Source organism: Sphingobacterium sp. UBA7253 (genome assembly GCF_002472745.1).
Lineage (GTDB): Bacteria > Bacteroidota > Bacteroidia > Sphingobacteriales > Sphingobacteriaceae > Sphingobacterium > Sphingobacterium siyangense.
The window spans coordinates 12,441-25,872 of the sequence record NZ_DKSP01000016.1 but is presented as its reverse complement, the minus strand read 5'-3'; the positions used below and the strand labels follow the sequence as shown (position 1 = coordinate 25,872).

The following is a 13,432-nucleotide window of genomic DNA, read 5'->3' as shown; positions in this document are numbered from 1 at the left end:
ATCCATATCCTTAAGGAACAACCTTGTATAACAAACACAATGAGATAAGATTTAAAAATGAAATTAAACCTCAACAAGATACATCATATCGCTATTATCTGTAGTGATTATGAGCGTTCAAAGAAATTCTATACTGACATACTGGGCCTAGAGATTGCTAGAGAATACTATCGTGTGGAACGTGATTCCTACAAACTGGATCTCAAACTCAATGATCATTATATTATAGAACTTTTTTCGTTTCCATCACCGCCTAATCGGCTCAGCTTTCCAGAAGCCGCCGGTTTAAGACATCTTGCATTCGAAGTCGATAATCTCGACCTAGAATTAAATAAGCTCGAAAAAGCAGGTGTATCACACGAAGGGATCAGAATAGACGAGTTAACAAATAAATGCTTTACATTCTTCTTTGATCCTGATCAGGTACCAATAGAACTATACGAACGTTAAAACAGAAAGCGGCATTGATTAAAACCAATGCCGCTTTCTGTTTTATTAGTGTATCACTAAGTGATTACAATTTACGTTTTACTTCAACTTGTTCGTAAGCTTCGACAATGTCTCCTACTTGAATATCATTGAAACGGTCAATATTTAAACCACATTCATAACCCATTGAAACTTCTTTCACATCATCTTTGAAACGTTTCAAAGATGCCAGTTTACCAGTATGAATTACGACACCATCTCTGATTATGCGGATATCATTATTTCTATTGATCTTACCTTCTTTAACCATACATCCGGCAATCGTACCAACTTTAGAAATTTTGAAAGTTTCTCTGATTTCAACCTCAGCAACAATTTTCTCTTCAAATTTCGGAGCCAACATACCCTCCATCGCAGACTTGATTTCATCAATCGCATCATAGATGATCGAATATAAACGTACATCAATTTGCTCGTTCTCTGCCAACTTACGTGCGTTTTGTGTCGGACGTACTTGGAAACCTATGATGATCGCATCGGAAGCAGAAGCTAACAATACATCTGATTCAGAGATCGCACCCACTGATTTATGAATGATATTAACTTGGATCTCGTCAGTAGACAATTTCAATAATGAATCTGATAATGCTTCAATAGAACCGTCCACATCACCTTTAACGATAATATTAAGTTCTTTAAAGTTACCGATGGCCAAACGACGACCGATTTCATCCAAGGTAATATGTTTAGTTGCACGCATACCTTGCTCGCGTTGTAACTGAAGACGTTTGTTGGCTACAGTTCTAGCTTCAGACTCGCTTTCAAGAACATAAAGCTTATCCCCTGCTGTTGGCGCGCCTGCCATACCCAAGATTTGTACTGGAACAGACGGTCCCGCCTCTTTAACACGTTCACCTCTTTCATTAGTCAAAGCCTTCACTTTACCTGAATGCGATCCCGCTAAAATAGGGTCTCCAACACGTAATGTACCACTTTGTATCAATACCGTTGTCACGATACCACGACCTTTATCCAAAGCTGCTTCAATTACTGAACCAACAGCGCGTTTTTTCGGATCAGCTTTTAGATCTAACATCTCAGCTTCCAATAGAACTTTTTCTAATAATAGGTCAACATTTTCTCCCGTTTTTGCTGAAATCTCTTGCGCTTGGAACTTACCGCCCCAGTCTTCAACTAAGATATTCATCGCAGAAAGCTGCTCACGGATTCTATCAGGATTTGCTCCCGGTTTATCTACTTTAGTAAATGCAAATACGATTGGTACTCCCGCTGCTTGCGCGTGGTTGATTGCTTCTTTTGTTTGCGGCATGACAGCGTCGTCCGCTGCAATAACGATAATAACAATATCCGTCACTTTAGCACCGCGGGCACGCATAGCCGTAAAAGCTTCGTGACCAGGAGTATCCAAGAATGTAATTTTACGGTCATCCTCCAATTTCACCGCGTATGCACCGATATGTTGGGTGATACCACCAGCCTCACCAGAAGTAACGTTCGCCTTACGGATATAATCCAATAAAGATGTTTTACCATGGTCAACGTGTCCCATGACCGTTACAATAGGGGCTCTTGAAACCAAATTCGCTTCGTTATCCGGTTCCTCAAGTTCGGCAGTCTCCTCATCCTCAGGTTTGATAAACTCTACCTGATAACCAAATTCATCCGCTACAATTGTTAAAGTTTCCGCATCTAAACGTTGATTAATTGACACGAACATACCCAAACTCATACAAGTTGCAATAATTTGGGTTACCTGAACGTCCATCAAATTAGCTAATTCGTTTGCTGTTACGAATTCTGTAACACGCAATACTTTCGCCATCATTTCTTGCTCCATTGCAGCTTCTTCTGCATGTTGAGCAACATCATCACGTTTCTGACGTCTCAATTTGGCACGTTGCGCAAATTTACCAGATTTACCTGCACCACTCAAACGAGCAAGTGTTGCCTTAATTTGATCTTGGATTTCCTTTTCAGTAGGTTCTTCCTTATTCTCAACAGGTCTTCCCTTACCTCTATTGTCAAAACGATTACCGTGTTGCGGTCTCGTACCTTGTCCTGGTCTACCTGGGTGTTGGTTGTTACCTCCTTGTCCTGGTCTACCCGGATGTTGGTTGTTGTTTTGCCCTTGACGATTGTTCGGGTTGTTGTTAGGACCATGATTCCCTCCTCGGTTACCCTGTTGGTCCCGGTTGTTGGGATTGTTGCCATCACGCGGCCCACGGTGTTGGTTATTATGACCTTGACCTTGCCCCGCATTTGGGTTTACTGGACCATTTGGATTCGTACGCTTACGCTTACGTTTCTCATTATTATTTCCAGCATTTGAAGATGAAGCCACTGGTTTGTGGGAAGGTCTAGCAGATGGTAATTCAATCTTACCAATGACTTTAGGACCTGTCAATCTCTCTGCACGAGCAGAAATAATTTCATCTCCTTGTTTTTTCACAGGCTCCACTATTGGAGTTACTGGTACAGCTTTCGGCGCTGTTTCTTCTTTTTTCTTGTCTTCTACCTTCACAGGTTCAGTTTTTGTCTCTACAACCGGAGTTGCTTTTACTTCAGTTTTATTTACTTCGGGTTTTTCTATTTCAGCTTTTGGTACAACAACTTCCGGCTTCTTTTCAATAACCTTTGGTTCTTCTTTTTTCGCTTCAACAATAGGCGCTTTGACTTCGGCTTCTTTCTTTTCTTCCACCTTAGCTTCAGCTTTAACCTCTACAGGTGTTTCTTTAACGGTTTTTGGTTCCTCCTTAACAGGTTCTTCCTTCTTGACCTTATTTCCGCCTCTATTCAATGCGTCCAGATCAATCTTACCAACCACCTTCATACCACCTTGATGAACGGGCTGCTCCTCTACTTTTGCAGGAGTAGGTTCCTTAACAGAAGGGATTTCTACCGTATTTTTGACCAGGATTTCCTTGGATTCATCATGATCTTCGAAATCCTCATTCTTAGATGATTCCTTAGGAGAAGTGGACGGCGACTCCTCACGACGAATTTTGCCAATCACAATTTGTTTAGCTTCATCTTTCAGTGATTTGTCTCCCTGAAACTCTTTTAACAGCACACCATACATCTCTCCGCTCAATTTAGTGTTAGGCTTTGCTTCTACATCATATCCTTTTTTCACTAAACATTCCACGGCGGTATGTATCCCGATGTTGAGTTCCTTTGCTGCTTTAAGCAAGTTTGTTCCTTTTCCTTCAGTCATCTATAATATAAACTATTTTAATATAATTACAAAAATATGTTTTTTTCCATCCATAAACAATTTATTCCGAATGTTAGATAGAAAAAAATTAATGAGCTGAATTTTATTCAAATTCAGCTTGTAAAATACGTACAATCTCACGAACAGTATCTTCTTCCAAATCGGTACGTCTAACCAGCTCTTCCTCGCTAAGAGACAACACCGACTTTGCAGAATCCAAACCAACACGTTTCAATTCATCAATAACCCAGCTTTCAATCTCATCGCTGAATTCTTCGATATCAACATCTTCATCAAACTCGTCATTTTCGCGATAAACATCAATTTCATAACCAGTCAATTTACCAGCCAACTTGATATTGTGTCCTCCACGACCAATTGCTAAAGAAACCTGATCCGATTTTAAATATACAGCCGCAGTCTTATTTTCTTCATCGATTTTGATTGAGCTAATCCTTGCTGGACTCAAAGCGCGAGCGATATACAATGAATGATTTGTTGTAAAATTAATCACGTCAATATTCTCGTTACGCAATTCACGAACGATACCATGAATACGGGATCCCTTCATACCAACACAAGCCCCTACAGGATCAATACGATCATCATAAGACTCAACAGCAACCTTCGCTCTTTCTCCTGGTTCACGAACGATTTTCTTAATCGTAATCAAACCATCAAAAATTTCAGGAACCTCAAGTTCAAATAAACGTTGTAAGAACGCAGGTGCGGTACGTGAAATGATAATCTTTGGATTATTATTCATCATATCCACTTTATGCACAACTGCGCGAATGCCATCTCCCTTTTTGAAATAGTCAGCTGGAATTTGTTCTGATTTAGGAAGAATTAATTCATTACCGTCCTCATCCAATACCAAGATTTCTTTTTTCCAAATCTGATAAACCTCACCAATGACCAACTCTCCTTCTCTATCTTTATATTTCTTAAAGACCTCGTCTTTTTCCAATTCCAAAACCTTAGATACAAGTGTCTGACGTGCAGCTAAAATTGCACGACGGCCAAAGCTTTCCAATGTGATCTGTTCAATAAAATCATCGCCTACTTCCAAATCTTCATCATGCTTTCTAGCTTCCGCCAATTCGATTTCAAGATCATCATCCTCTGAAAACTCATCTTCAACAACGACACGCGTCCTCCAAATCTCCAAATCTCCGTTATCTGGATTCACGATAACATCCACATTTTCATCCGTACCAAAACGACGACGGATCATACTACGAAAAACCTCTTCCAATACTGTAATAACAGTAGGTCTATCGATATTCTTAAACTCCTTAAACTCTTGAAAAGAGTCTATCAGATTGATGTTGCTGTTACTCATTATTATTAAAATGAAATTACCACTTTTGTTGCTTTTATTTGATCAAAAGGAAGTTCTTTTTCTACCTCTTGTGCTTTTTTACCTTTTTCTTTTATCTTCTGAAGAACATTGATCTTCATCTCGTCTACGGTCAATAATGTACCTTCAACTTTTGTATTATCGTTCAACTTTACCTGAACTGTACGACCAATATTCTTTTGGTACTGTCGGATATTAACAAAATTAGCATCAATACCTGGAGATGAAACCTCTAAACGGTAAGCGTCATCAATTACATTTTCCTCCTCCAAGTGGAAACCAACATGACGGCTCACCTGTGCGCAATCATCAATATTCACACCATTATCTCCGTCCAAAAGAATCTCAAGAATTTTATTTGGGCGCATCTTCACGCTGACGATAAACAAATCCTCGCGATCTGCAATTTTTTCCGCGATGAGTTCAATAACTCTCTTTTCTATATGCTGCATTGTTCTGTTTCTAGAAATGCTAAATTAATTGAATTAAAAAAAGGGGGCAATACGAGCCCCCTTCCTTTCAGATATGCAAATATAGCATTTTATAAAATAAAAAACAAAATTAGATAGATTGTTTTTATATTCGACACCCCTACATTCCCTATAAAAACAAGCTATCGATCGCTCCTCGGTCATAGAAATTATCTTCACAGTGCAACTATATCGTAAAAAAACGCAGACAATTCTCTACTATTTTGAACCATCTACCACCGCATTAATTGTTTTCTGCATCTGCGCCATCATACTCGTCAGCGTTTCCATTGTTGGCTCTGGCGTAGGCTCAGGCAATTGTGTACTGATAAAAGCCTTCGCTTTCCATACTTCAAGAATGTCCGCAGTCTCCACCCAATAAGGTTCATATGTTTTATTGTCTGAAACGAGCTTCAAACCCTTATCTTCTTTAAATTTAAAAGCGATACGCTTATAAACCACGCCATCTTCCTTAGACAATATAACATAGGTACTCCCCGGCTTGATATCATGCCAGTTCTCCACATACTCCGCTACAATAATGGACCCCGATGGCAAAGGTAACATCGAGTCTCCCTTTATTTCAAAAGCACGAAATGTCCCTTGACCAAACATAGGCAGCGAAAACTTAGGCAACTCAGCAACATATTCCGGATCACCATACCCATTTAAATACCCGGCACTAGCCTTAACCGGAACAAGTTCGATATTTTCACGATCATCCGCATCTACAGTCACACTAAGCACCCTTAAATTTGAGGCATTGCTTTTGGGAACCGGCTTCCATTTATCATCAATAACATCGTTTGCCAATTCATCCATAGTCAAACCATAGAATTCGGCAATCTTCTTTAATAACTCATATTTGGGCTCTGCTCGATCTTCCTCGTACGCGCCCACAGACGCACGCTTAATTTCCATAAGATCAGCAAATTGTTGCTGTGTGATTTTTTTTCCTTTTCGAAGGAACTTCAGATTGGACGAAATATTTGACATATTATTTTTTCAAAAAAATATTTTGCAAAAACTAATTTTATTAGTAATATTGTGCCAATAAAATTAGTAAATATATTTTAAACGTCCAAATAATTTAGCATTATGAACAATTTTATTGTATATATATCAACTGACAACAATCGTAAACACTTCAAAATCGGCCTCAGTTCCAACATCTTTAGTACAGTAATGGAATTACAGCAATCCAATAGTTTTATTTTCAACCAAGGCCCCAGTTTAAATCGAATAATCTACACAGAATCTTTCACGAATTCAGAGACCGCCAATAAGAGAATAAGCGAACTACAACATTTTACAACCATGCAAGTCGAACGGCTCATTCGTAAATACAACCCTAACTGGAATAATCTTTTTCCACAGCAACACCAAGCGTTCGCCAAGAGAGATTCCAACCACGCAGCCTAGCATAAAAAAAGCCACCTTAGTTAAACTAGGCGGCCATCTTTATTTTTTAGATAGAATCCTCTTTAATAAGTAGTATCAGTTTTGACTACCAACCTCCTCCAACGAGGATGACCCTTCGCTACTCGTTCCACTATCAGCACCTTCATGATTACGCTCAACAGGATGCTCCGCTCCCTCTTCCTCAGGTCCGATAAATCCTTCATCAGCGGGCTCTTCTACCTGTGTGGAATCACTCTGATCTGGCTCTGGATCACTATAACGCGGAGTTTCGCACTTGTAAGATTTCGTAATTTCAACTGTAGGACTAGGAAACTTACCTTGCGTATACCCCAACTGTTTATCTTTATAAACAGACTCCATATATACCCCAAATATCGGTAATGCTGTACGAGAACCTTCTCCCGAATGAGAATTTTTAAAGTGAATACTCCGCTCGTCACAACCAACCCAAACACCTGTAACCAAGTCTTTGGTCACCCCCATATACCAGCCATCCACATATTCCGAAGAAGTACCTGTCTTTCCGCCGATTTCATTTTCCTTATCAAATAAATCCCATTCCCACAATCCCTGAGATGTACCCCCAGGTTCTTCCATACCACCACGCAACATATACGTCATCAACCAGGCATCTTGCTTATCCACCACTTGTTTGCGCTCCGCCTGAAAAGTAGCAATAACATTACCATCATGATCTTCGATCTTAGACACTAATAAAGGAGTGACACGCTCACCGTGATTCATCATCGTCGAGTACCCATTCACCATTTCAAAAACAGAAACATCATTAGGCCCTAACCCCACAGAGGCAACCGGATTTAATTTACTTGTGATACCACAACGATGTGCCGCATCAACAACTTTCGCAGGCGTAACCATGTCAGTTAACTGAACCGTAACCGAATTGATGGAACGTGCCATTGCATGACGCAACGACATTTCACGATAGGAAAAATTCCAGTCTGCATTTTTAGGTTCCCATATCTCCACGGAATCCCCTTTATCAATCTTGATCGTAACAGGCTTGTCGGTAATCTTATCACATGGAGACATCCCTGACTCCAAGGCAGCCAAGTATACAAAAGGTTTAAATGTAGACCCCGCTTGTCGCTTCGCCTGCATCACGTGATCATACTTAAAATATTGATGGTTGATCCCACCCACCCATGCTTTAATTTCACCCGAATACGGATCCATAGACATCATGCCTGCATTTAACATCATGGCATAATATTTCAAAGAATCCATTGTAGACATATCCTTTTCGATCTTACTGCCATCCTTCCAATTATAAACTTCGATCTTCTTCTTTTTATTCAGAAAGTAATTGATGCTATCAGGGGTATTTGCATATTTCTTACTCAAAAAAGCATAATAAGGAGTTTTCTTTGCCAAATTATCCAGGAAGTTGGGGATAACTTTACCTGATAAATCACGCCAAGGCTCCTGTCCCTCCCAGGTGTTATTTAGACGTTGCTGTAATTCAATCATTTGTTTCGCCACAGCCTCTTCAGCATGCTTTTGAAGTTTAGAATTTATCGTCGTGTAAATTTTCAAACCGTCTGTATAGATATCATAATTGTTATCCTCAGACCATTTTTCCAACCACTTAGCTACTGCAGCACGTAAGTAAGAATCTCCACCCGCATTAAGATCTTGACTATTTGTATTCAAAACAATCTTCTCCTTAACCAGATTATCATACTCTTCTTTTTTCAGAAAACCACCTTTATACATTTGACTTAAAACGGTGTTTTTTCGCACAAAAGCATTTTCGGGATTACGAATAGGATTATATAAAGTCGTACCTTTTAACATGCCAATCAAAACAGCAGCTTCGGTCTGATTCAATTGATTCGCTCCTTTTGAAAAATAGCGCTTTGCAGCAGTTTCAATCCCATAGGCATTATTACTGAAGGATACCGTATTTAAATACATCTCCAATATCTGATTTTTGGAATAACGTTGCTCCAATTTATAAGCCGTCATCCACTCCTTAAACTTCGTGATCACCAAGCCCGCGACGGGAAGACGCGTCAACAATCCACCGGCCTTATTATAACGTGTACGATAAAGATTTTTAGCTAACTGTTGCGTAATTGTACTTGCACCACGCTTATCCCCTTTTAATGTAGAGATAATACCTGACCCTAGACCAAAAAAATCAACACCATTATGACTATAAAAACGCACATCCTCAGTTGCTATCAACGCATTAGTAACAGACTTCGGAATGCTATCAAATGGAATTGGATTTCTATCCTCGTCGAAATAACGACCAATTAAAACACTATCTGCCGTGTATAATTCCGTGGAGATATTCACACTGGGCATAACAATATCCTTTTTTGTCGGAGAATAACCAAAGAGCCACAGAAAATTCAATTGTATAGCACACACCAATATAATGATAAAATATATTGCTATAAGGAGATAACGAAGAATCCTATTCTTAATACGTTTAAACATAAATGGAAATTTATCTTATATTCAACACATCCGACCAGCAAAAGGTTTTACGCCCGTCCAATATGCCTTTTTATCTATTTTCAGGGGCTAAATATACAACTAAATAAATCGCTGTAATCAACTATTTACATTTTTTAACAATAAAAAACACCCGCCAAAGAACTGTAAAATACGACATAATTCGAAAGGATGGATTTTGGAAATTACAACGACGACTAAATAAGAACAGCCCGGTATGGAGAAAACAAGCCCAGTCTCAAATTTGTTCATAAATTCTCCCGCGTTCCACAAATATTATACCCATTTTTTATTTATTATCGATTTTATTTTAAAATAATAATGATATTTGTTTAAATTTAGATGTAAAAAAGTCAACTATTAGCATGTTAAAACAAACATTACAACAAAAGCTATTACAGAAATTGTCCCCGCAACAAATACAATTTATAAAATTGTTGCAGGTTCCGACTGTTTCATTAGATGCGAGAATCAAGGAAGAATTAGAAGAAAACCCTGCGTTAGAAGATGGTAGCTTGACTAATATGACCGATCCTATAGAAGAGTATCCCGATAAAGATCCAGACGATAATTTTGACAATGAAGATGGATTTGACTCAGAAGACTTTAGTTTAGAAGATTACATCCAGGAAGACGATTTCAAAGATTACGGCAATGGCTATGACTACGGAGACGACGATGACGACCGGAAAGAAATGCCCGTTGCTATTCAGCACTCCTTTTATGAGCAGTTACAACAACAATTAGACCTTTTAGCTTTAGATGACAAGCACTTTTTAATTGGCCAACAAATCATTGGCAGTCTAGATGACGACGGCTATTTACGCCGTCCAATAATCAATCTTGTCGACGACCTAGCTTTTGGTCAAAATGTAATGACTGATGAGCAGGAAGTTCTAGACATGCTAAAAGTAATTCAAGATTTTGAGCCTGCGGGAATTGGAGCACGAGATCTGCAAGAGTGCCTATTGATCCAATTACAAAAAAAAGACACACAAAATCCCGCAATCAAACTCGCTATTAAAGTCGTAGCGAATTACCTTGAAGAATTCACCAAAAAGCATTATGATAAATTAGAAAAATCTTTAGGAGTTTCATCAGAGGATTTAAAAAACGTCGTCAACGAGATCCTAAAACTTAATCCTAAACCAGGAGATTCTGGTGCAGTCGCGGGCAAACAGCTTCATATTATCCCGGATTTCCATATCAGCAATAATGATGGAACACTGCATTTGACTTTAAATGGCCGAAATGCGCCTGAGCTCCGCATAAGTCGTGATTACCAACACATGTTTGAACATTACGAGAAATCGGATCAAAAGGATAAAAAAATGAAAGAGGCTGTGCAATTCGTCAAACAAAAACTTGACTCAGCCAAATGGTTTATTGATGCAATAAAACAGCGTCAACAAACCTTACTAAAAACAATGAATGCAATCATGGAATACCAATATGATTATTTCCTCACTGGTGATGATCGTAAGTTAAAACCAATGATATTGAAAGACATCGCCGACAAAATCGATATGGATATATCTACGGTGTCGCGGGTAGCAAATTCAAAATACGTGCAAACAGAATTCGGAACATTTCTCTTAAAATCATTTTTCTCTGAAGCGATCCAGACTGATTCTGGTGAAGAAGTATCCAATAAAGAGGTTAAGAAAATATTGGAGGAATGCATCTCAAAAGAAAATAAACGGAAACCCTTGGCTGACGAGAAACTAACTGAGATCCTAAAAGAAAAAGGATACAATATTGCGCGGCGAACGGTGGCAAAATATCGGGAAGCATTGAATATTCCTGTGGCAAGATTACGAAAAGAGCTCTAAGAGCTCTTTTTGTTTTTCCCACAGACCAAATCCAAATTAAGAATAGTATCTTTGTGCTGTATTAAAATAAGCATTAAAGAATGAGCAAAGTAAAAGTTGGAGTTGTACAGATGAGCTGTACCGCAAGCAAACAAGAGAATCTCGAAAAAGCTATCGCTAAAGTAAAAGAAGCCGCTGCAAAAGGTGCGCAAATTGTGTGTCTGCAAGAACTATTTACCTCTTTATATTTCTGCGATGTGGAAGATTACGACAATTTCGCACTGGCTGAATCCATTCCCGGCCCATCGACGGACGCCCTATCGGCTGTTGCTAAAGAAGCAGGCGTCGTAATTATCGCTTCATTATTTGAAAAAAGAGCAGAGGGACTGTACCATAATACAACCGCTGTATTGGATGCAGATGGTTCCTATTTAGGAAAATACCGCAAAATGCATATCCCAGATGATCCTGCATTTTATGAAAAATTCTATTTTACCCCAGGAGATTTAGGCTACAAAGTATTCAAAACAAAATTTGGAAGAATAGGCATTTTAATTTGCTGGGATCAATGGTACCCTGAAGCATCTCGAATTACCGCATTAATGGGTGCAGAAATCTTATTCTACCCTACAGCTATTGGATGGGCAACAGACCAAGATGAAGAAACCAACAAAGATCAATATAATGCGTGGCAAACAATACAACGCTCCCATGCCGTTGCAAATGGTGTTCCTGTTGTATCCGTTAATCGCGTAGGATTTGAGCAAAATGGCGCAATGAAATTCTGGGGTGGAAGCTTCGTAACAAATGGACAGGGTAAATTGCTTTATCTTGCCTCACATGACAAAGAAGAAATTGAAGTCGTCGAATTGGACTTAAATGAATCAGACTATTTCAGAAAACATTGGCCATTTTTGAGAGACCGAAGAATCGAAACATACGCACCGATCATCAAACGTTTTATTGACGAAGACTAATATCGGATATTCTAGCCATTTCGGTTTCGAACGCACACAACTGTGCTGAAACGAACTGAAATGGCTTTTTTTAATCCCATTAAAATAAGTATGGAACAAAAAAAGACATTCACACAGGAATATTTTGACAATTCCCCAAAACAACAGGGCTTCTCATTTCCCGCAGAATGGGCAAAACAAGAAGCCTTATGGTTGAGCTGGCCACATAAAGAGGAATCCTGGCCTGGGAAGATCGAAACAATATACAAACCCTATTGCGAATTTATTAAAGTCGTAGCAGCAGGGCAAAAAGTAAGGATTAACGTCGCTAACGAGGAAATGCAAAATTTTGCTATTACCGCGCTTAAAGAAGTAACAACAGATTTTAGCAATATCGAATTCTATTTTAATCCGACTAACGATGCTTGGTGTAGAGACCACGGTCCCGCTTTTATTATTAACCAGGCTACAAATCAAAAAGCAGTTGTCGACTGGGGCTATAATGCCTGGGGTGGAAAATACCCTCCTTTCGACCTGGATGACGTCGTTCCTACGCGTATTGCCAAAGAATTTAACCTTCCTTTGTATACCCCTGATATCGTCATGGAGGGCGGTTCAGTTGAGTTTAATGGCGCAGGAACAATCATGACAACAACCGCTTGTTTATTGAATGAAAACCGAAATCCACACCTGACAAAAGAACAAATAGAAACCTACTTGAAAGAATTTTACGGTCAGGAACAGGTTTTATGGCTTGGAGACGGTATCGTTGGAGACGATACAGATGGACACATTGATGATATTACACGTTTCATCAACGAAAACACCGTTTTAACGGTTGTGGAGGCAGATCCAACAGACGAGAACTATGAGATACTTCAAGAAAATCTAGCAACACTTCGTTCATTTAGACTCTTAAATGGAGAACCTCTGCATATCATTGAGCTCCCAATGCCAGCACCGGTCATCTATGACGAAACAAGATTACCGGCTTCTTATGCTAATTTCTACATTGCAAACGATGTCGTTGTTGTACCGATCTTTAACGATAAAAATGACCAAAGGGCGCTGGATATCATCCAAGGCTGTTTCCCTACACGTAAAGTCATAGGAATAAATTCCGTCGACATTATTTGGGGGCTGGGAAGTTTCCACTGTTTAAGCCAGCAAGAGCCGGCGCTGAGCTAAAAAAAGCTATCCATAAAGAAAATGTCCCCAAATAGTTAAACACTCTTTGGGGACATTTTTTATGATAAAAA

9 protein-coding genes are annotated in these 13,432 nt (G+C 39.1%); 4 read left to right on the top strand and 5 right to left on the bottom strand.

Going from position 1 to position 13,432, the window contains the following annotated elements:
* The first annotated feature begins 57 nt into the window (after window positions 1–57).
* Window positions 58–450 carry a VOC family protein gene (locus B2X72_RS01195; protein ID WP_145328632.1) on the top strand — a complete coding sequence of 131 codons (393 nt, stop codon included), beginning with the start codon at window positions 58–60 and terminating at the stop codon, window positions 448–450.
* A 64-nt stretch (window positions 451–514) separates the two neighbouring features.
* On the opposite strand, the gene infB is transcribed toward B2X72_RS01195, so the two are convergent.
* The 5 genes from infB to B2X72_RS01170 all read right to left on the bottom strand — a co-directional run bounded on the left by infB (window position 515) and on the right by B2X72_RS01170 (window position 9,388).
* Entirely contained in the window at window positions 515–3,664 is a 3,150-nt protein-coding gene (gene infB, locus B2X72_RS01190; protein ID WP_286848098.1) for a translation initiation factor IF-2, read from the bottom strand.
* 103 nt (window positions 3,665–3,767) lie between these two features.
* Window positions 3,768–5,009 carry a transcription termination factor NusA gene (nusA, locus tag B2X72_RS01185; protein WP_070567754.1) on the bottom strand — a complete coding sequence of 414 codons (1,242 nt, stop codon included), beginning with the start codon at window positions 5,007–5,009 and terminating at the stop codon, window positions 3,768–3,770.
* A 5-nt stretch (window positions 5,010–5,014) separates the two neighbouring features.
* Window positions 5,015–5,479 (bottom strand): ribosome assembly cofactor RimP, encoded by a 465-nt coding sequence (gene rimP, locus B2X72_RS01180; protein WP_075993376.1) that lies wholly within the window; start codon window positions 5,477–5,479, stop codon window positions 5,015–5,017.
* 237 nt (window positions 5,480–5,716) lie between these two features.
* Window positions 5,717–6,493 (bottom strand): XRE family transcriptional regulator, encoded by a 777-nt coding sequence (locus B2X72_RS01175; RefSeq protein ID WP_075993377.1) that lies wholly within the window; start codon window positions 6,491–6,493, stop codon window positions 5,717–5,719.
* Between the two features lie 501 nt (window positions 6,494–6,994).
* Window positions 6,995–9,388, bottom strand: a complete 2,394-nt coding sequence (locus tag B2X72_RS01170; RefSeq protein ID WP_083663678.1) for a penicillin-binding protein 1A — start codon at window positions 9,386–9,388, stop codon at window positions 6,995–6,997.
* 383 nt (window positions 9,389–9,771) lie between these two features.
* Here B2X72_RS01170 and rpoN point away from each other — a divergent pair, with 383 nt between their 5' ends.
* The 3 genes from rpoN (at window position 9,772) to B2X72_RS01155 (ending at window position 13,361) form a co-directional block, all read left to right on the top strand.
* On the top strand, window positions 9,772–11,238 hold the full coding sequence (rpoN, locus tag B2X72_RS01165; protein WP_286848097.1) for an RNA polymerase factor sigma-54: 1,467 nt from the start codon (window positions 9,772–9,774) through the stop codon (window positions 11,236–11,238).
* An 80-nt stretch (window positions 11,239–11,318) separates the two neighbouring features.
* On the top strand, window positions 11,319–12,194 hold the full coding sequence (locus B2X72_RS01160) for a carbon-nitrogen hydrolase (RefSeq protein WP_286848096.1): 876 nt from the start codon (window positions 11,319–11,321) through the stop codon (window positions 12,192–12,194).
* Window positions 12,195–12,284: 90 nt separating this feature from the next.
* A complete protein-coding gene (locus B2X72_RS01155; protein WP_286848095.1) occupies window positions 12,285–13,361 on the top strand; it encodes an agmatine deiminase family protein in 1,077 nt (358 codons plus the stop codon).
* Window positions 13,362–13,432 lie beyond the last annotated feature (71 nt).

Bases quoted from the DNA above. Each gene is read 5' to 3' on its own strand.
- B2X72_RS01155 (WP_286848095.1), top strand. From the start codon at position 12,285: ATGGAACAAAAAAAGACATTCACACAGGAATATTTTGACAATTCCCCA.
- B2X72_RS01195 (WP_145328632.1), top strand. From the start codon at position 58: ATGAAATTAAACCTCAACAAGATACATCATATCGCTATTATCTGTAGT.
- B2X72_RS01160 (WP_286848096.1), top strand. From the start codon at position 11,319: ATGAGCAAAGTAAAAGTTGGAGTTGTACAGATGAGCTGTACCGCAAGC.
- rimP (WP_075993376.1), bottom strand. From the start codon at position 5,479: ATGCAGCATATAGAAAAGAGAGTTATTGAACTCATCGCGGAAAAAATT.
- rpoN (WP_286848097.1), top strand. From the start codon at position 9,772: ATGTTAAAACAAACATTACAACAAAAGCTATTACAGAAATTGTCCCCG.
- B2X72_RS01170 (WP_083663678.1), bottom strand. From the start codon at position 9,388: ATGTTTAAACGTATTAAGAATAGGATTCTTCGTTATCTCCTTATAGCA.
- infB (WP_286848098.1), bottom strand. From the start codon at position 3,664: ATGACTGAAGGAAAAGGAACAAACTTGCTTAAAGCAGCAAAGGAACTC.
- B2X72_RS01175 (WP_075993377.1), bottom strand. From the start codon at position 6,493: ATGTCAAATATTTCGTCCAATCTGAAGTTCCTTCGAAAAGGAAAAAAA.
- nusA (WP_070567754.1), bottom strand. From the start codon at position 5,009: ATGAGTAACAGCAACATCAATCTGATAGACTCTTTTCAAGAGTTTAAG.